General features: G+C 43.3%; 20 protein-coding genes. 11 read left to right on the plus strand and 9 right to left on the minus strand.

Annotation, left to right across the window (positions count from 1 at the left end; translation table 11 throughout):
• Positions 1-102: 102 nt before the first annotated feature.
• The 5 genes from FE394_RS02880 to FE394_RS02900 all read right to left on the minus strand — a co-directional run bounded on the left by FE394_RS02880 (position 103) and on the right by FE394_RS02900 (position 3,587).
• Positions 103-372 (minus strand): YqhG/Tai3 family protein, encoded by a 270-nt coding sequence (locus FE394_RS02880; protein WP_319924902.1) that lies wholly within the window; start codon positions 370-372, stop codon positions 103-105.
• Between the two features lie 248 nt (positions 373-620).
• Positions 621-1,457: an S-formylglutathione hydrolase gene (fghA, locus tag FE394_RS02885; RefSeq protein ID WP_319924903.1), complete on the minus strand. Its 837-nt coding sequence runs from the start codon at positions 1,455-1,457 to the stop codon at positions 621-623.
• A 73-nt stretch (positions 1,458-1,530) separates the two neighbouring features.
• The gene (locus FE394_RS02890; protein WP_319924904.1) at positions 1,531-2,640 is read right to left on the minus strand and encodes an S-(hydroxymethyl)glutathione dehydrogenase/class III alcohol dehydrogenase; all 1,110 of its coding nucleotides are present in this window, start codon (positions 2,638-2,640) and stop codon (positions 1,531-1,533) included.
• Positions 2,641-2,877: 237 nt separating this feature from the next.
• A complete protein-coding gene (locus tag FE394_RS02895; protein ID WP_319924905.1) occupies positions 2,878-3,273 on the minus strand; it encodes a structural protein in 396 nt (131 codons plus the stop codon).
• Complete coding sequence (locus FE394_RS02900) at positions 3,273-3,587, minus strand: phage holin, lambda family (protein WP_273556614.1); 315 nt, start codon at positions 3,585-3,587, stop codon at positions 3,273-3,275. Before FE394_RS02900 ends, FE394_RS02895 begins: the two co-directional genes overlap by 1 nt.
• A 341-nt stretch (positions 3,588-3,928) precedes the next feature.
• Here FE394_RS02900 and FE394_RS02905 point away from each other — a divergent pair, with 341 nt between their 5' ends.
• The 9 genes from FE394_RS02905 (at position 3,929) to FE394_RS02945 (ending at position 12,612) form a co-directional block, all read left to right on the plus strand.
• Entirely contained in the window at positions 3,929-5,359 is a 1,431-nt protein-coding gene (locus tag FE394_RS02905; RefSeq protein ID WP_319924906.1) for a gamma-aminobutyraldehyde dehydrogenase, read from the plus strand.
• Positions 5,360-5,374: 15 nt separating this feature from the next.
• Entirely contained in the window at positions 5,375-6,148 is a 774-nt protein-coding gene (locus FE394_RS02910; protein ID WP_319924907.1) for a nuclear transport factor 2 family protein, read from the plus strand.
• A gap of 3 nt (positions 6,149-6,151) precedes the next feature.
• Positions 6,152-6,907: a FadR/GntR family transcriptional regulator gene (locus FE394_RS02915; protein ID WP_319924908.1), complete on the plus strand. Its 756-nt coding sequence runs from the start codon at positions 6,152-6,154 to the stop codon at positions 6,905-6,907.
• 36 nt (positions 6,908-6,943) lie between these two features.
• On the plus strand, positions 6,944-7,693 hold the full coding sequence (locus FE394_RS02920; protein WP_319924909.1) for a cache domain-containing protein: 750 nt from the start codon (positions 6,944-6,946) through the stop codon (positions 7,691-7,693).
• Positions 7,694-7,733: 40 nt separating this feature from the next.
• A complete protein-coding gene (locus FE394_RS02925) occupies positions 7,734-9,020 on the plus strand; it encodes a 4-aminobutyrate--2-oxoglutarate transaminase (protein WP_319924910.1) in 1,287 nt (428 codons plus the stop codon).
• A gap of 74 nt (positions 9,021-9,094) precedes the next feature.
• The gene (locus tag FE394_RS02930; RefSeq protein ID WP_319924911.1) at positions 9,095-9,433 is read left to right on the plus strand and encodes a DUF805 domain-containing protein; all 339 of its coding nucleotides are present in this window, start codon (positions 9,095-9,097) and stop codon (positions 9,431-9,433) included.
• Positions 9,434-9,519: 86 nt separating this feature from the next.
• On the plus strand, positions 9,520-11,061 hold the full coding sequence (locus FE394_RS02935) for an NAD(P)/FAD-dependent oxidoreductase (protein ID WP_319924912.1): 1,542 nt from the start codon (positions 9,520-9,522) through the stop codon (positions 11,059-11,061).
• A 186-nt stretch (positions 11,062-11,247) separates the two neighbouring features.
• The gene (locus tag FE394_RS02940; protein WP_319924913.1) at positions 11,248-12,339 is read left to right on the plus strand and encodes an acyltransferase family protein; all 1,092 of its coding nucleotides are present in this window, start codon (positions 11,248-11,250) and stop codon (positions 12,337-12,339) included.
• A gap of 141 nt (positions 12,340-12,480) precedes the next feature.
• Positions 12,481-12,612, plus strand: a complete 132-nt coding sequence (locus tag FE394_RS02945; protein ID WP_319924914.1) for a hypothetical protein — start codon at positions 12,481-12,483, stop codon at positions 12,610-12,612.
• Between the two features lie 466 nt (positions 12,613-13,078).
• On the opposite strand, the gene FE394_RS02950 is transcribed toward FE394_RS02945, so the two are convergent.
• The 3 genes from FE394_RS02950 to FE394_RS02960 all read right to left on the minus strand — a co-directional run bounded on the left by FE394_RS02950 (position 13,079) and on the right by FE394_RS02960 (position 15,785).
• The gene (locus FE394_RS02950; RefSeq protein WP_319924915.1) at positions 13,079-13,606 is read right to left on the minus strand and encodes a DUF6817 domain-containing protein; all 528 of its coding nucleotides are present in this window, start codon (positions 13,604-13,606) and stop codon (positions 13,079-13,081) included.
• The gene (locus FE394_RS02955) at positions 13,603-14,697 is read right to left on the minus strand and encodes an MFS transporter (protein WP_319924916.1); all 1,095 of its coding nucleotides are present in this window, start codon (positions 14,695-14,697) and stop codon (positions 13,603-13,605) included. Before FE394_RS02955 ends, FE394_RS02950 begins: the two co-directional genes overlap by 4 nt.
• A gap of 137 nt (positions 14,698-14,834) precedes the next feature.
• On the minus strand, positions 14,835-15,785 hold the full coding sequence (locus FE394_RS02960; RefSeq protein ID WP_319924917.1) for an aKG-HExxH-type peptide beta-hydroxylase: 951 nt from the start codon (positions 15,783-15,785) through the stop codon (positions 14,835-14,837).
• A gap of 1,392 nt (positions 15,786-17,177) precedes the next feature.
• Here FE394_RS02960 and FE394_RS02965 point away from each other — a divergent pair.
• Complete coding sequence (locus FE394_RS02965; RefSeq protein WP_319924918.1) at positions 17,178-18,563, plus strand: MATE family efflux transporter; 1,386 nt, start codon at positions 17,178-17,180, stop codon at positions 18,561-18,563.
• 3 nt (positions 18,564-18,566) lie between these two features.
• On the plus strand, positions 18,567-19,103 hold the full coding sequence (locus FE394_RS02970) for an ATP-binding cassette domain-containing protein (protein ID WP_319924920.1): 537 nt from the start codon (positions 18,567-18,569) through the stop codon (positions 19,101-19,103).
• A gap of 91 nt (positions 19,104-19,194) precedes the next feature.
• On the opposite strand, the gene FE394_RS02975 is transcribed toward FE394_RS02970, so the two are convergent.
• Positions 19,195-19,404: hypothetical protein (locus FE394_RS02975; RefSeq protein ID WP_319924919.1), on the minus strand; the 210-nt coding region annotated here is incomplete at its 5' end.

Here is a 19,404-nt window from a genome sequence, read left to right on the forward strand (position 1 = left end):
ATAGGAAAGATTAGTTGTGAACTGGATGTTTTTCCTTTTCCCTGAATACAATCTCTACTTTAGAAACAGCATCACTCTTACTTACTGGGACTAAGTCCACATCTATCCAATAAGCATAGCCATCTTGGGTTTTAACAAAATAATATTCATGATATTTAACTGGTTAGAACCATAATCATCAAATTCTCCGGGAGCATGACAACGGGTAGCTTCATGAATTTTTTTAAGTAATGACTGAGATAGATATTTTTTCAATTTTTCTTGTAAAGAGTCTTCATGGTGTTCTGCCATAGAAAAATATTCTTTCATATACCAGATATAAAATGCTTTCGTGACTGCTCGCCAAGGAATAATAAAGACAAAATCAAACACAATAAAACCCTAATAATGAATAACGTTTCATGCTTTCGCTTCTAAAGTAAATCATTTCCTTTGTTAATTGTAGTAGGATTATTATGATATATTTCTTTTCTACTTTGAATGCTATGTTTAAATCATATTAATGTTTAAATCACATCAATTTTTAAATTATATCAATGCCTTGAATTTATGGCTAAGAAAAAGAGGAGAACTCTCCTCTTTTAGCTGTCAATAATCTCAAAACTTAAAACTTGCGCTTTCTAAATATATGATTTCATGGCTTTGGCATGATGAATAATATGATCTTCAATGAAACTGGCAATAAAATAGTAGCTATGGTCATAACCTGCCCGAAAGTTTAGTGACACGGGATAGCCGGTTTCATCGCAAATATTTTGCAATAAATGAGGGCGCAGTTGTTCTTCCAGAAAATTATCATTAAGACCTTGATCAATCAGAATGGGGAGTCGTTCTTCCGCATTCTTGATTAATTCTACCGCGTCATACTGTTTCCATTCAGATACGTTTTCACCGAGATAGGCAGAGAATGCCTTTTTTCCCCACGGAACCTGACTGGGTGCCACGATAGGCGAGAATGCTGATACGCTGCAATAACGTCCCGGATTTTTCAATGCAATAATTAACGCACCGTGGCCTCCCATTGAGTGTCCGCTGATTGCCCGTATACCCGTTACCGCAAAGTTTGCTTCAATCAGTGAAGGCAATTCGGAGACAACATAATCGTACATGCGATAATGTGAAGCCCAGGGTTGTTTTGATGCGTTGAGATAAAACCCCGCACCTTTACCCAGATCATAAGCAGGATCATCCGCAACATTTTCACCTCGCGGGCTGGTATCCGGGGCAACAATAACGATGCCATGTTCAGCCGCATAACGCTGAACACCTGATTTTGTGATGAAATTCTGTTCGGTGCAGGTCAGCCCGGAAAGCCAGTACAATACCGGTAATTTACTGTCTTTAATCTGGGGAGGCAGGAAAACTGAAAAATTCATCTGGCAACCCAGAACTTTTGACTCATGCTGATAGGCATCTTGCCAGCCACCAAAACAAGCGTGGTGCTCGATTCTTTTCATTACTTTTCTCTCTGAAATCCTTTGGGTATAAATATCGAAATGATTTTTCAAATACTGCGTCAGCGTGTCACCATCAGTAGTGAATTACTGTCCTGATTGATTTCCCCTCGTGCATCAGGTCGAAAGCCTCATTGATATTTTCCAGCGGCATGGTGTGGGTGACGAAAGGTGCAAGCTCAATTTCACCTTTCATGGCATCTTCCACCATTCCGGGCAACTGACTGCGGCCTTTTACGCCGCCGAATGCCGTTCCTTTCCATGTCCGGCCTGTCACAAGCTGGAACGGGCGGGTAGAAATTTCCTGTCCGGCACCTGCCACACCGATGATGACTGACTGTCCCCAACCCCGATGGGCACTTTCAAGAGCGGCTCGCATCACATTGACATTACCGATACATTCGAATGTATGGTCAACGCCCCATTTAGTCATCTCCAGAATCACCTGCTGAATAGGCTGGTCGTGCTCATCAGGGTTAATGCAGTCAGTTGCACCGAATTGTCTGGCCAGTTCGAATTTAGCCGGATTGGTATCAATGGCCATAATGCGTCCTGCTTTTGCCTGACGGGCGCCCTGAATGACAGCAAGTCCAATTCCGCCGAGACCAAAAACGGCAACAGAATCGCCGGGCTGGACTTTGGCTGTATTATGTACCGCACCGATACCGGTAGTCACCCCGCAGCCCAATAGGCAAACATGTTCATGATTGGCTTCCGGATTAATCTTTGCCAGTGAAACTTCAGCCACGACAGTGTATTCGCTGAATGTTGAACATCCCATGTAGTGATATATCGGTTGTCCATTATAAGAAAAACGGGTTGTACCATCCGGCATCAGCCCTTTACCCTGAGTTTCGCGGACAGCAATACAGAGGTTAGTTTTACCGGATAGGCAAAACTCACATTTGCCACATTCCGCTGTATACAATGGAATAACGTGATCTCCCGGTTTGAGGCTCGTGACACCTTCACCCACTTCAACGACCACACCCGCGCCTTCATGCCCTAAAATCACAGGAAATAAGCCTTCGGGATCATTGCCTGAAAGCGTAAAGGCATCGGTATGGCAGACACCGGTATGACTGATTTTGATCAGGACTTCCCCTGCCTTAGGCGGAGCAACATCAATTTCGATAATTTCGAGTGGTTGGTTTGGACCAAAGGCAACAGCAGCACGTGACTTCATATCATCCCTCTTCAATTTTGATTTTGCTAAAATAAAAATGAACGTTAATTTATGTGTATTTAATGGGTTTTCAGTTGTAACGCAAATTACTTTCCGATGAGTGGCTTATGCTGCTAACTGTGATCAATGTTCTACTTTGGTGGGATTTAACCGCCGCCAATGTATTGGCGGCGGTTATGTATACCCGTCGTCTTTCAGGCTATAACTCGAAATTCATTGGGTATATAGGCAGGAATTTTACAGCAATTCAAATGCTCGCGCGATGACAGCATCTGAATAAGGCTGCTGACCGTTTTCCATCCGGATGATGGCTTTTACCAGTCTGGTCATGATGACTGCATTATTGACATCTACCACGGCACTGTTCGGTACACCAACGGATTTACATACATAGGCAATGTAGCTCTCGGTATTATTCTCATTGGGTGGTGCCCAGCGGGAAATAAACTGGTGGATGGTATTATCCCCATATTTACGCTCGTAATTGCGCAGGATTTTCAGCATTGCCCGAATGCCCCATTCCGGTGCGATAAACTGGCAAAATGATTTATCAGTTTGTGTATTGCTTAAACCCTGCCATTTATCATGATGGCGAATATTGCCCGGGTTATTGTTACGTATCCCTCTTGTCATTATTTATCTCCTAAACGTTTATTAATAGCGCGAATAGCAAACTCGCGGATCTTCTCTACACCAATAAAGCCGACAGCTCCTCCGAGTGCAGGTGAAACACTGCTCGGAATACCAAATAGCTCCAATCCGCTGGAAAACCCCCAGGACAGTGCGCCGCACAGCAGTGGTTCAACCCAGCGGTTTTTCCGCTCAACACCGTCATAAATCAATCGGCCATAACAAATCATGATGGCCAGAATAGAGCCAGATATCTGTGGCCAGGCATTTTTCAGACCATTTAATAAATCGGCCCATAAATCAGGATGTTCTTTCATGATTCGTCTCATCATTTAATGATATTTCGTACTTATCGATCGTAACGTCAGTAAAGAAAAACTGCATTGGCATAGCATTGTGCTCTCTGTCTTACTAAGGATTTATCTCTGTCGTCTTCCTAATTGCCGCCAGTTCGTAAAACATAAGCGTAAAACATAAAAATCCTCGATCCCGTTCACAAATTTACATATTTTTCCTGATGGGAAAGTTATAAGTTACACATATGTGTATAAATTCATTGATTTTTTACATTTTTGCTACAAGTTTGACGAAAATGAAACAATTAAATATATTAAATCATAGGTTATATTTTATTCACTCAATCCATCAGGAGGTAACCATGCCGGTTCCGACGCTCAGGCATTTCATTAATGGTCAGTATATTGAATCTGAAGGTTCCGAATATTTTGATCTGGTAAGCCCGGTCACTGGTGAGTCTTATGCGCGTTCTCCTAACGCGACCGTGGCGGATGTTGATGCTGCTTATGCATCGGCTAAAGAGGCATTTAAAATATGGGGACGCAGCACACCTTCGGAACGACAGAAGGCGTTGCTAGCACTGGCTGATACGGTCGAAAAAAATGCTGAACGTCTGATTGAGTCGCAAAGCCGCAATACAGGGCAAATCAAGCATCTGATTGCCTCTGAGGAGATTGCGACATCGGTGGATCATATTCGCTTCTTCGCCGGTGCCGCTCGTTTTTTGGAAGGCAAGGCTACAGCGGAATATCTTTCTGGTATGACCTCCAGTATCCGGCGTGAACCGCTGGGCGTGGTAGGGCAGGTGACTCCATGGAATTATCCGTTGATGATGGCGGTGTGGAAGATAGCGCCCGCTCTGGCAGCAGGTAATACTGTGGTGCTTAAACCGAGCGATACTACTCCGGAGAGTACGTTGTTGCTGGCTGAACTGTCCGCTCCGCTCTTCCCTGCCGGCACTTTCAACGTGGTGCTGGGTAATGCCAGCGCGGGCGCTCTGGTCGTTTCACACAAAACACCGGCTATGGTTTCTATCACCGGTTCCGTACGTGCAGGTGTGCAGGTTGCGTCTTTGGCGGCGGCCAATCTTACCAGGTCGCATCTGGAACTGGGTGGCAAAGCGCCGGTAGTCGTTTTTGCCGATGCCGATATGGACAAAGCCGTGGAAGCCATTGTTACCGCAGGGTACTTCAACGCTGGTCAGGACTGTACGGCAGCTTCACGGGTGCTGGTGCATGAATCTGTTCACGATATTTTCGTCACTAAACTGGTGGCGGCAGCTAAAGCCACTCGTTTTGGCGATCCAGAAGATAAAGAGGCGCTGTATGGGCCGCTTAACAATGTTCGCCAGTTGGATCAGGTCAAAGGGTTCATTGCGCGTCTGCCTGCCCATGCCCGTATCGAAACAGGAGGTCGTCAGGCCGATCGTTCGGGATATTACTTCGAACCTACGGTGATTACCGGTCTGGAACAGCACGATGAAATGATTCAGACTGAGATTTTTGGCCCTGTGATCACAGTGCAGACGTTCCAGACAGAACAGGATGCTATCGAGAAAGCTAACGATGTGAAATACGGGTTGGCTTCCAGTGTCTGGACCCGCGATCACGGTCGCACGTTGCGCCTGTCTCGTGAACTTGATTTTGGAACTGTCTGGATTAACACCCACATTCCTCTTACAGCAGAGGCACCGCATGGTGGCTTCAAGAACTCCGGATACGGTAAAGATCTGTCGGCTTATGGTTTCGATGAATATACGCGTATCAAACACGTGATGAGTTCCAACGACTAATACAGGACACCCATAATGAATCCAAATAGATCTCCACGAGATTTAGTGTCGCGCGCGCACCACGAATTGTTTACTGAGCATGATGTGGGGGCGCTTGAGCGTTATTTTGCGCCGGATTTCATCGAACATTCCCCGTTGGTTAAAGAGGGTCTTGCTGGGCTGCGCGAGTGGGTTCAGTCACATCCTGAACTGCACCATGAAGCGTATCGCGTACTACAGGACGGTGATCTGGTTGCTATCCACGGCCGTTTTACGGGGTTAGACGATCAGCCGTTGGTCGGCTTCGATCTGTACCGGGTTGCCGATGGCTTAATTGTGGAGCACTGGGACGGCTTAGTGCCGCAGGCTGCGCCCAACGCCAGTGGCCGGACTCAGTTAGACGGCCCGACTGAAGCAGGCCATAGCCCTGAAAGAGAGAGAAACCGCGAACTGGTGCTTAACTTCTTCACCCGTACCCTGATCGACGGACACTATGATGAGTTTGAAAACTACACCAATGGTGAAGGGTTCCGCCAACACAGCCCCGATATTCCCGATGGTACGGCTGCGGTCATTGCGTTTCTTAAGCAACTCAAGGATGAAGGGCAGGGCCTGCATTATGCAAAAATCCACCGTACAGTGGCCGACGGGCAGTTTGTCCTGACCCATTCTGAGGGAAGCATTGCCGGAGTACGTCACAGCTATTTTGAGCTATGGCGTATCGAGAACGGCAAAGTGGCTGAACTTTGGGATGCTATCACTCCGGTACCGGAGGATACGCAAGCGCTGCATTGCCACGGTATTTTTTAGAGAATGACAGCATATTCCATCATCTATGCACCGCTCGATCAGGCTACCCGGACTGAGCAGGTTGTGGAACGTTTAAGCAACGCGATCATCTCCGGGATATTACAGGCTGATGAGCAGTTGCCTAACGAAAACGAGTTGTCGCGGCGGTTAGGGGTGTCACCGGTAACGGTTCGTGACGCCCTGAATACGCTGCGTGCCAGACAGTTGATCGATACTCGTCGCGGACGTCATGGCGGTAGTTTTGTGTGTCAGGTTTCTGTCGAGATGATGCGGAAATATCACCCATTGCGGCTGGTGGCTTCAGGTGAACTGGCAGATTTCAGCGAGTTTCACTGTGCAGTGATCGGCCACAGCGCGAGGCTTGCGGCTCAACGTTCAACGCAGGGTGAACTGAAAAAGCTTGAGCAACTGATCGACAGCTTTGCGGCCGCGACGCAACCGGATGCCCGTATACAGGCAGATATGCGCTGTCTATTAACTCTGGCATCCCAGTCACAGTCGGCCAGACTGGCCAATCAGGAGCTGGAGATTCAGGCTGAATGGACGCCTTTGATCGTGCATTTATACCGGGAGGCTGCCGTTCACAGTGAGGTTGCCAACGCTTGGCGTACGCTCTTGGCGGCCTTGTATAAGGGTGATGATCTGGCTTGTTACCCGCTGGCGCAGAAGATGATTACCCAAATAACCGACCACCTGCTTGAATGCAAATTGCGTGTGGATACTGGTGCACCATTCTTGCAGAGTTCTGATCGCGAGTAACACGGCTGCATTCATCTCAGGATAGGAAGGAGGAATATGTACAACGATATACATGTCGAACGGGCAAGGAGCATCCTGAACGAGATTCTGGTCACGGCCCGGCAGGCCACCGCAGTTCTGGCGGAAAAGGCAGAGCGTATTTTATTGGAGCAGCCGTTAAATCATACGGAAGGTGTTCGCTTGTCACGGGAGCAACGCGACGCTTTGCAAAAACATATCCACGATGTACTGCGTAACAATGCTTGGTGTAATGGGGCAGGATTTGCCGGCTATGCGGCAACAAAGGCGGTCGGGGAGGAGGACGGTTACTGGACGCTGGAGTGGTGGCGTCAGGAAGGGGATACCATTCAGTATGCGCAGTTGGAACACAATCAGGAGCAGCGCAGGCATCTGGATTTCCGGTTATTTGAATGGTTCCGGCAGCCGGCCAGCCGTCATATTCCCGTCATTGACGGCCCCTATGTGGATTATGTCTGCAACGGTGCCTACACGATTACGATAGCCCATCCGGTGCTTATCGGTGCGGAATTTGTTGGTGTAGCGGCGGTGGATATGCTGGTTTCGACGTTGGATCGGTTACTTCTGCCGGCTCTGGGCGCTATCGGTAAGCCGGCATTGATTATTAATGATGATGCGCGTGTCGTGACTTCAACCGTGCCGGGAATGCGTTCAGGTTCGCTGTTGAAGAGCCAGGATGTTAACCAGTCGGCCGATGGTGAAGTACCTTCACTGCGTCTGGTGATCCTGCCGTCATCATACACTGAATCACACAGGGCGGTTGTTTGATGAAGCCCACTCATTCAAATTGTTCAGGAGATTGTTATTCATGACTGAATCTATGTTAGCCAAAAGGCGCAGCGCGGCTATCGCAAAAGGCGTTGGCGTGACTACACAAGTCTATGTTGAACGTGCGGAAAACGCTGAAATCTGGGATGTACAGGGGCAGCGCTATATTGATTTTGCCGCCGGAATTGCCGTGGTGAATACCGGTCATCGTCATCCGCGTGTCATTGCCGCCGCCAGAGAACAGCTGGAACAATTTACCCATACCTGCCATCAGGTCGTGCCTTATGAAAATTATGTCGCGCTAGCCGAACGATTGAACCGTCTGGTGCCGGGTAATTTTGTGAAGAAGACCGTCTTTGTTACCACTGGGGCTGAGGCAGTGGAAAATGCCGTGAAGATCGCGCGGGCCGCCACCGGACGCAGCGGCGTGGTGGCTTTCAGCGGCGCTTTTCATGGACGTACTTTCCTCGGTATGTCATTAACCGGCAAAGTAGCGCCGTACAAAATGGGATTCGGCCCTTTGGTTAGCGACGTTTATCGTATTCCGTTTCCGGTAGGGCTGCATGGTGTCAGCGTGGAACAGACGCTGAATGCGCTGGAGAATCTCTTCAAAACCGATATTGAGCCTACACGCGTGGCTGCCATCATCATCGAACCGGTACAGGGAGAAGGCGGTTTCTATTCTGCCCCTCCCGAACTGCTCGAATCCCTACGCGAAATTGCTGATCGCTACGGTATTGTACTCATTGCTGATGAGATCCAGACCGGTTTCGCGCGTACAGGCAAACTGTTTGCCATGGAACATTATAAGGTTGCGGCCGATTTGACTACGATGGCAAAAGGTCTGGCGGGAGGATTTCCGCTGGCGGCTGTAACGGGTCGGGCAGAGCTGATGGATGCTGTGGTACCGGGGGGCTTGGGAGGAACTTATGGCGGTAATCCGGTGGCGATCGCGGCTAGCCATGCGGTGCTGGATGTGATTGAAGAAGAGAAGCTGGCTGATCGGGCGACGGAGCTGGGAGAGCGGCTAAAACAATATCTGCATGAACTGCGGCCGCGTGTTCCGCAGATCGCCGACGTGCGCGGACTCGGGCTGATGATTGCGGTGGAGTTTAACCATGCGGACAGTCAGGAACCCGATGCCGGCTTTACCAACGCGGTGCGTCAGAAAGCGCTGGAACGTGGCCTGATTCTGTTGGCGTGCGGTGTACACGGTAACGTGATCCGTTTCCTTCCACCGCTGACTATACAAGATGATGTTTTTGACGAGGCGCTCAACGTTCTGGAATCTGTGTTGCTCGATCTGAACTCTGAACAGAACAAGTAATGGCTGGGAACTCGTTACTGGTTACTGGCTGGCGGTAAGACGAGGAACCCGCTGGTTCATAAGGGAGGATAACAATGCACTGGTATTTAAAAGCATTAAAGAATTATGCCTGTTTCAGGGGGAAAGCCCAGCGTAAGGAGTTCTGGTATTTCGTTCTGTTTCAGATTCTGATTGTTCTCATCATCTCTTTTCTGGAAAGGCGGTTTGCTGTCGCCAATCCCGAAATTTATATGGGGTGGTTCAGCGCTATCTATCTGCTGCTCACCTTTTTGCCAGCGCTGGCGGTAACTGCCCGCCGCCTGCACGATATCAACTGTAGTGCCTGGTGGTTATTGTTACATCTCATCCCGTTTGTCGGCACTGTTATCTTACTGATCCTCGCCACTCTGAAAGGGCAGGCGGGGCAGCAATAAATACAGCTCAGAGAACAGGATTCACTCACAGGGAAATATTCCGGGTCAGGTTAAGGGGTAATTTCCGGTCATAAAGGAGTGTTGAAATGGCAATGAACAGAAGAGACTTTATCTCTACTGCCGCAACCCTCGCAGGGATGGGCGTTCTTTCATCTATACTTCCCACCACATCTCTGCTTGCTCGAACCTTAACTGCGGCCGATGCTTCAGGTGTCAATATTGACCAATTCCGGCCGATGCTGTTGCAGGATGCACAGTACAGAGCCAGTCGGTTGGGATTAGATCCGCGCATCTGGAATTGGCATAGAGACGCAGCAGAAAAAACGATGCCAGCCAACTACTATGAGGCTTCTCTGGCAGATTGGCCGACTTTTGGCAGTTTTTCCAGAGATCAGAATTGCGAGGTTGTAGTCATTGGAGGCGGGTTGCTGGGTGCTTCCACCGCGCTGCACCTTGCAGAACAGGGTATGGATGTGATTCTGGTTGAAAAGGATAACATTGGTTCGGGAGCCTCTGGCCGCAATGGGGGGCAGATGACTCCCGGAATTGCTCGCTGGTCCGCTGAAACTATTCTGGAAAATTTTTCACCCGATGAGGCCAAACGGTTATGGAGTTTGGTATCAGTTGAAGCGATGAATCTTGTAGATGAACTCCGGGAGCGTTACGGTTTTGAATGTGATCGCAAATATGGTCATATCACAGCAGCGATACATCCGGGGCACATGGGACCATTGGTGACTAATGCCGATGCCCGGCGCCATCTGGGAGATACGGCAGTGAAGGTTATCGGGCCACATGAATTGCAGGAAGAATATGTGCGTTCGAGTCTCTATCATGGTGCTAATATCGACAGCGGCGGTGGACAGGTTCAGCCTCTGGCGCTACTGAGAGGATTGGTCTATGGCTTTGCCAGACTGGGTGGACGAGTCTATGACGGCACGAAAGTAAAAGGCATCAGGCAGGATGCCGGCAGCGCGGTCATAGAAACGGAACGGGGAATTATCAGGGCGAGTAAAGCCGTGGTACTGGGGGTGCATGCCTCCACCGGGGAGTTTATCTCCGGCCCTTCCACTACCGTACCTTTTTTCACTTATGTGGCGGTAACTCCGCCATTGCCGGTGGCTATCAAAGAGCTGATCCCGTCAGATCTGCCGATCTACGATACACAGTTACAGATAGATTATTATCGTGGGGTACGCGACAACCGTCTGCTGTTTGGTGGGCAGGGCACCGGTAACTCCTGGTCACCGCGTGATGTAAACAACTATTTGCTTGATCGCATCAGAACCGTGTTCCCACATCTGGAAAAACCTGAGTTGGAATACTCTTGGGGAGGGATCAGCGATATGACCCTGAACGGTGCTACCGATGCCCGTAAAAGCGATGACAGTGTACCTGTGTATATGGTGCATGGCTGGAGCGGTCATGGAGTAGCGCAGACGGTTCGCATTGGCAAAGCCATCAGCGATGATCTCACCGGACGCAATCTCGACTTTACCATGCTTACCCGCATTGAGCACCCGAGCATTCCGCTGGGTACCTATCTCTCTCCGGTAGCTATTCCATTAATTAAAGGCGCTCTGGGAGTGATAGGCACACTTAATCCGGCAGATATGGTTTCGTTTTGAGTGTGTATATAGTTATTTATATAGTTATTTAATAAAACTTGACTATGCGGATAAAATGTGGGCATTATGAAAAAGTTGATTTAAATACTTGTTCAGAATGCCCGCATACTGACCCAAATACAAATCCTAATAATTATTTTTATATGATTGAATATCGTTAAAAATTATATCTTGATTAAGATAAGTATGATGAAACGCTTTGAATCTCTGGACGCTTTCAGAGGAATATGGGCTTTAGTTGTTGTGGCCCGTCATTTACATATTGTTGGTGCATTCACTGAGATTAAATTTTTTCGCAATTGTTATATGTTAGTGGAATTTTTCTTTGCCCTCAGTGGATTTGTACTGGCTCATAGCTATGCATACAAGGAATCAAAATTTATACCATATATATCTTCGCGATTTCTCAGGATATTTCCACTGCATATTTTTATGTTATTAATCTTTATATCATTAGAATTTTGTAGGCTCTTGATCCATCAATTTTCTGGAATTGAATTTGATACAGTTCCATTTACTGGGAATAATTCACTATCAGAGATTTTGCCAAATCTGTTTTTAGTTCAATCATGGACTTCCTGGACACATGCACTGTCATTTAATTATCCGTCATGGAGTCTAAGCATTGAATTTTACGTGTATATTTTGTTTTATCTGACAATTGTCATATGCAGGAAAATTAATACTGCTCCCATAGTTTGGACATCAATATTTATAGTGTCCTTATGGTTGCTTGTTAGTGGCAATGATATGCTACAGCAAGCTGTTAATCGTGGATTATCCTGTTTTTTTGGTGGAGCTTTTACCTATAGCATTTTCAGAATGTTCTCTGGTATAAAAATCAATACCATTGTGGCAAGTATTCTGGAAGCTATATGCTTAATACTCATTCTTTTTTTTACTGCCTATGAAGGTGATGCAAAGCGAATAATTTGCACTTCACTTTTTCTCATTACTATTTTTGTTTTCGCATATCAAAGAGGGGTTTTTTCTCATATCTTCCGTACTAAATATCTTCGGCACTTGGGGAATATATCATGTTCAATATATATGATCCATGCAGTAATAATATTAATTTTTACAACAGCAATGTATATAATCCAAAAGACGACTAGTATGGAACTTACTCCCATGATAGGAGGAAGAAGATATCTGGATACCGGTAGTTTATTGCTCAATAACATTATTGTATTAATTATAATTTCAATAATTATAGCTATATCAACAATAACATATAATAAAGTTGAAATGAAATTTATTAAATATAAGAAAAAATAATCTTATAATTAATTTTTATCATTACTTCAAGGCTGTGCTCTGAGTGCAGCCTTTTTATTTCTTATTGTACATAATCCACTATGTTTTTATAGATATTATATTTCATTGTTATATATCCAATTGCTTGGATTCGCATAATAAGTGCAATTTCTGAGAAAGGCGGTCAGCCTGCTCTCTGCGGGCATACACTACAAAGTCAGCCTGCTCCTGTTTGTCATCCTGGCTGTGCCGGACCAACCAAATAATGACCATAACACTATTATTCCTCACTGAACTGTAAACACCAGAGCGGAGAGAGCATAAAAACCGTGGGGCAGTTTAGTTAGTTGGTGGTAAAATCAACAGTTCAACGGACTCCGCATCAATTATCGAACCATGAATCTTTATACTGTTAAAGTCGCTCTTCGTCATGCTGGTCTTGTGCGATCTGGATGATGGAGTGAAGAGCCGCCAGTGACGTATGCACCGATGACAGAACATGGGGCTGATACCGCGAAAGGCCACTTTAATTGAGTATGTTTTCATCGCTGGACCCTTGATGGGAAGGGATTAAGTAAGATAGTGTCAGTTATTTTATTTATAACCCATAGAGAACTTCAGGACGATTGCCCCATACTTTTTTATGCTCTCAAATCGGAAACAGGGTCCAATTAAGAGCAGGCGGAGTGTTATACCGTCATTTACGGTTTGAGTAAAAACTGCGAGAGTAAAACCGTAAGTTTTTGTTCAAATGCTCCCGCTAGTCCAACTTTGACTCTTGTAAATAATAGTGATAATCCTCTTTTATACTTTCCTTACAATAGGGTATAACTGGAAAAAGTTTATAGAGATGCCCATAAGCATCTAGATAAGTAAAGATTTTTTTTTCATCAACACACCATATGATTTGTTCAATAATATCACAGACAAGAATATCAGCGAGATTGCCAATTAATCTTTCAGGAAAAATGGATTCACGCTCAGTAGAAATAATACTGTTATAATCTGCAAGAATGTGTGCCAGTGAATAATAATAAGCTAATTCCTCAGCATCTTTACCCACGATATCAATGATCTTTGCTCTATCATTAATCGGTACGCCACTGTTTTGATAAATGCTGTCCTCATCATAAATAGAGTGAATAAGTCCAGCTGTGATCACTTCTTTTTGACATCCATGTTTCCTTAATAAGCCTGCGGTTTGAGTAAGGTGGGCTGAATGATGCCTGCCATAAATTTTACTCTTATCAATTTCATAAGAAAGTGATATTTTCAATAATACATTCATAAATCACCATATTTTTTTTCATAAAGATTAATAATGTCTTCCTGATTTTTTGATAGTAATTCATTAAAAAGAGGGATAAATCGGATAAAAATAGCAACAAGTATTACTATTAATGAATAAGCCATCAATGCAGCGGTATATCCATAATTTGTTATTAAAAATGGAGTAATTAATAAACCGAGTGGGTTGCCAATAACAATACAAGCATTGTGCATGACCTGAACTTTTACGCGGTTTTTTTCAGGGATAGCGATAGCACGGGAAGATTCTATACACACATTATTTATTATAATTACCATTCCCATTAAGAATGCCAATAAACACCAAATAAAAACATGACAAACAATAGATAGTAATAAAAAGCAAAGTCCTAAAACCCCGAAAGAAATGATGACACTCCGTACCTTACCAATCAGTAACTCTGCCTTTTTTTGAAAATAGTAAGATGAAAATATAGCTCCTGCCGCTGCACATCCTTCAATAACACCAATCATGATAGGCTTATCACCTGCTACCTTTACGACAAAATAAGGTATAACGAGAGAAGAAAACGGAGCAAGCGACATATTGATAAGCAAAGAAGCTAAAGCCCAATAGGGTTCAAAACGATAACCAATAAATACTTTTATCGTTTTATTTACATTACCATGCGTGTCAGATTTTCCAGAATAAGTATATCTTCCTTTATTTTTTAAAGATGAGAGGATCAATATAACAATGAATGATGCGCCTGTTATGCTCCATAGCATATTTGTAATACCTATTGATTCATATCCTGCCATCCCAAGTGCAATACCAAATAAATTATTAGAAGCCTGAATGAGAAAAGTCTGCCTAAAAGATTTCTCTATCATCTTGTTATCTACAATAGATGGAATGAACGCATTAACAATAGAAATGAAGAGTGAATCAATGAAACCAATTCCCATTGCAATTATAATAAAGAAAAAACCATTTATGTTAATTGAGCCAATAGCTATCGCAAATAATAATATGCTTATGAATAGTAATATCAATGTCATAAGTGTTTTCTTTTTTTCTCTTTTTTCAAATGAATGAGCAAAAAAAATGCCAAATACACTTCTGGACATAAAATAAGAAAACAGAAAATAAGATGATAACCACACACTGTCGTTTTTCAAAAAGTATAGGGTAACAATAGAAATAAAAATTCGTGATGATAATATATATATGGATTCAGCGTACCTCAATTTCAAAAAATCGGTTATCATTTCTTACATATCCCTAACATAACATTTTTGATATCATCAAGAATGCCTTTCCCTATCGAAGTAAGCTTTGCATGATTTTCAACTATACTCAACGTATCATGATATTTACTGATAGATATAGTTAAACGCTTTGCGAATTCATTATTATATTCTCCATCATAATAATGAACAAATTTTTGTAATGATTGAGAAATTCTACATAATACAAAAATAGCATGAAAAATCCCTATCATTGGCCGGGAATCTTCTCTGAACGGGGCCCGGAATCTTTCATTCGGGTCATTCTCGACAATATAGTCATCTGCATTAATAATGTTTAAGGTATGGTGAGCACATTCATGAACAATATGTTCAATATAATATGGGATGGTATTTTTTGGTTCTGCGTAAAGAAACACTAATCCCCATAAATTAAAACTACATCCTGAACGGATATAGTATCCTTCAGTACTACCAGTAAGATAAATAGTGTCAATAAATGCTAAGCACTCCTTATAAGAATCAATATCAAATTTTTTTAGGAGATTTAATGCTGTACTCACTTTTTCCTTTTCTTCAATAATTATAATATCTTCACTGTTTTGGAAACCTACCTTCACACCTTTATCATCTCCATTAAGAGTGGTTAGTATTATATTGATATCAAATTCAGACTGTACATGATAATCCAATGCAGTAATTTCAATTTCATGATTTTTTTTTGCATGAAATCTAGATTGCTCTGATGCATATTTTAAATAATTAATACATAATTCACGATTTTCTTTTTCTGCCGCACACACAGCCAAATAATGTGCGCCACAAATATTCCATCGTAGCTGAAAGTCTTCTGGGATATGTAAATCAGCCCCACTACACTCAATAAGATACGACAATGAATTTTTTATGTTATTTTTGAATGTTTCACGAAAATGAGCGTAATCATAATTAATGTTAGCAATTTTCATTTTACTATTCCTTATGTTACCCCTCCCCAATTTCTTTGGGGAGGGGTAATGAATTAATTAATCATCTTTTTTATCATTGACTGACCAAGATCCTAAAGGGGATTTGACTTTTACGACTTTATTTACATCAAAGTTTTTCATGGCATTTCCTTTTTATATAAAGATATTATAGCAATAGTTATTGCTGATACATTTCAAGTCCAATTAATCATTGAACATCATTTTAAATAGCACCATAAAACTTAAACCTCAAGAGATTAAGTGGTTTTATATACTCTTTGTTTATAATAAATAAAGAGTAACAAATAAACATCATTTAAGTATTTGGGGTTAATTCAATGTATTAATGAAAAATTATATTTAATTAATGATGTTGTATATGATGTTGATAACTTAATTTATTTATTTTATTAAAATAAAAACAAATGAATTAAATAATAACCAGCATTAATTTAAAAACAAGCCAAAAATTATTCCTACAGCAAATTTCCCATTGAGAGCATAAAAAATCGTGGAGCAGTTTAGTTAGTTGGTGGTAAAACCAACAGTTCAACGGACTCAGCATCAATTATCTAACCATGAATATTTATATTGTTAAAGCCGTTCTTCGTCATGCTGGTCTTGTGCGATCTGGATGATGGAGTGAATAGCCGCCAGTGACGTATGCACCGATGACAGAACATGGGGCTGATACCGCGAAAAGCCACTTTAATTGGGTATGTTTTCATCGCTGGACCCTTGATGGGAAGGGATTAAGTAAGATAGTGTCAGTTATTTTATTTATAACCCATAAAGAACTTCAGGACGATTGCCCCATACTTTTTTATGCTCTCTCGGTGAGTTTTTTTCCGTCAGTGTAGTTAAAGGCTACAATACACACTTACGAAAAACTGAACACCACCGCTTACTACAGAATCGTCATGAAATAAATCATGAACAATATTTCGAGTGGTTTTATCAGGATATAGATCCTCAAATTAGTTCCTATGAATTACCACAATTAACCTGCGGACGATATCGCTTCAGAGGTTCTAAAAACCACTGTCGACAATATGAAAACTCCCAGCAATCACAGAAGGATAATTAAACTATGCAAAGAATACGATTAGAGTGGATGACTAATCAGATAGCATGCCTAACATTAAATAAACCTGGACGAGGCAATGCACTTAACAAAACGTTGATGAAAGAATTCAGTGATTACCTACAGCAATTAACCAGCAATCAAAATTTACGGGCGCTTCTCATATTCCGAAGCTGCTAAAACTGACGGATATTGAAGGAGCTACCGTCACCATCGATGCTTAAAGGGTGTTGGTATGTGAAAAACGGCTAACAAACCAATTTTTATTGGTCAATGGTATGCCGGTGAATGGTTGCCTAGGAGTAAGTATGCAAACAAAGAATAATTTTTTTTACTTTAAGGAAATTGTGAAACTAGCTACACCCATTTTAAGTGTACGCATTCTCTATATCGCTGTGGGTTTTATCGGTATGTTGTTTATTGCTCATCTTGGCAAGCAAGAGTTGGCTGCTAGTGCACTAGTAGCTGCATTGAGTAACACTATAATGGTTGTTTCCATGTCGCCGTTGCTAGCTGTTGGCATCATTGTTAGTCGTTATTATGGTCAGAATAAGCTTCGCGAGATTGGCATGGAAATCCGGCAGGCTTGGTTGATTAGTATCGTTCTCGGTGTTATTGGTTCGTTGTTATTCTGGAACCTAACGAAATTGCTGGTATGGATGCATCAGCCTATAGAGTTAGTGCCGCTGATTGATCCTTATTTTCGCGCAATGGCATGGAGTGTCATTCCTTCTTTACTATTGACAAGTTGTCATCAAATGTTTTTTCCCCTTAAGAAGGGATATCTTGTCGTGGCATTAAGTGCACTGAACTTGGGTTTCACGATATTGCTTGGCTATGCTTTAATTCATGGTTACGCTGGTTTGCCTACATTGGGTATGGCTGGCTGGGCCTATGGTATATCAATTGCTAACTGGACTCTTGCGATTAGTGTTTTTATTTATTTATACTTTTCCAAAAATTTCACTCATTACCATTTGTTTGATTTCAAGGTGCTATGGGATCCAGCACGATTGGTGGCTTTTTTTCAGATTAGTTTCCCTATTACAATACAGTTTGCCAGTGAATTACTGATTTTTAGTACGATTAACATTATGGTCGGTTGGCTCGGTGTGGGTGCTTTGAGTGTTCAACAGATATTGATCCAGTGTTCTACCGTTGCTCTAATGATCCCTATGGGAATCGGGCAGGCTTGTACTATTTTGGTCAGTTATACGGTTGGCAATGGTGAATATAATCTGATAAGGAAGATTGGTCATGTTGGTTTGGTACTGGTCATCATCTGTATGATAGCTATCGCAATTGTATATTTGCTAAATCCACTGACTATTATCGGCTTGTATATCAATCTGGGGGCAGAGGAAAATGTGGCTCTGATAGGGCTGGCAAAGGTCATGCTGGCTATCGTTGCTTTTTCTCAAATTGCTGATGCTGTGCGTAACTTACTGATGGCAGTGTTACGTGGTTTGAGTGACGTCTGGTATCCGATGTGGGTTAATATGGGATTGCTCTGGATATTCGGCCTTCCTGTTTCTTATTTGCTGGCTTTTCCTTTAAAACAAGGTCAGCAAGGTATCAATATTGGCTTCCTTATTACATTTTTACTCGGGGCAATCCTGATGATGGTGCGGTTTTTTCGTAAAACTGCCGATATGGCGCATGGCAAAATATCTGGCAAATCGATTAATAATTAAAATATTAATTTTAGTCTTGCACAACAAGGCGAACGTTTAGCGCTAAAAGGCCGCAATGGTAGCGGTAAATCTACATTAGCACGCGCGATTCTTGGAGATCCGGAAATTATACGTCGTGGTGATTGGCTGATACCTCAACCCCGAGACATTGGTTATTTGGATCAACACTATGCCAATCTTAACCTTAACCACACGGTGCTGCAGGCGTTGATGAATGTTGTCCCAGATTGGAGTCAGCCAGAATTACGCAACCACCTCAGCAATTTCCTATTTCGGCAAAACGAGCTTGTTCCCGCCCAAGTTTTTGTGCTCTCAGGAGGAGAGAAAGCACGTTTGTCACTGGCCTGCATTGCTGCCAAAGCCCCGCCGTTGTTAATTCTTGATGAACTGACTAACAACCTTGACATAACCACACGACAGCATGTAATCGATATTCTTCAAGCCTATCCTGGCACTTTAATCCTTATTTCCCATGATATAGACTTTTTAAAAAAAGTCAGAATTACAAAAAGTTATGTCATTGATGCGGCGTGCCAGTAAATGCAGGTAATGGGTTCTGTCGCATTAGAATAATGTAATGAACGGTACGCCGGGCTGATCTTGCGGGTGAAAGTCCCGTCGTAGAAAGGGATTAGCCAGACCAACTACGTAGGGGTAGAACCAACAGTCGTGTACTGATGGCTGAGGATGGCAGTGAGTTATCGATCCGCAATAACATTGAAGCGTTTAATGAGATGGTCCCCACCACCCTGTGAGCGGTATGCTGGCAGGGTGTTTCTTTCAGGAGAAGGTCATCATGCAAAACGTTACGCTTATTGGTATTGATCTCGGCAAACATTCT

It is taken from the genome of Xenorhabdus littoralis, assembly GCF_033949345.1.
Lineage (GTDB): Bacteria > Pseudomonadota > Gammaproteobacteria > Enterobacterales > Enterobacteriaceae > Xenorhabdus > Xenorhabdus littoralis.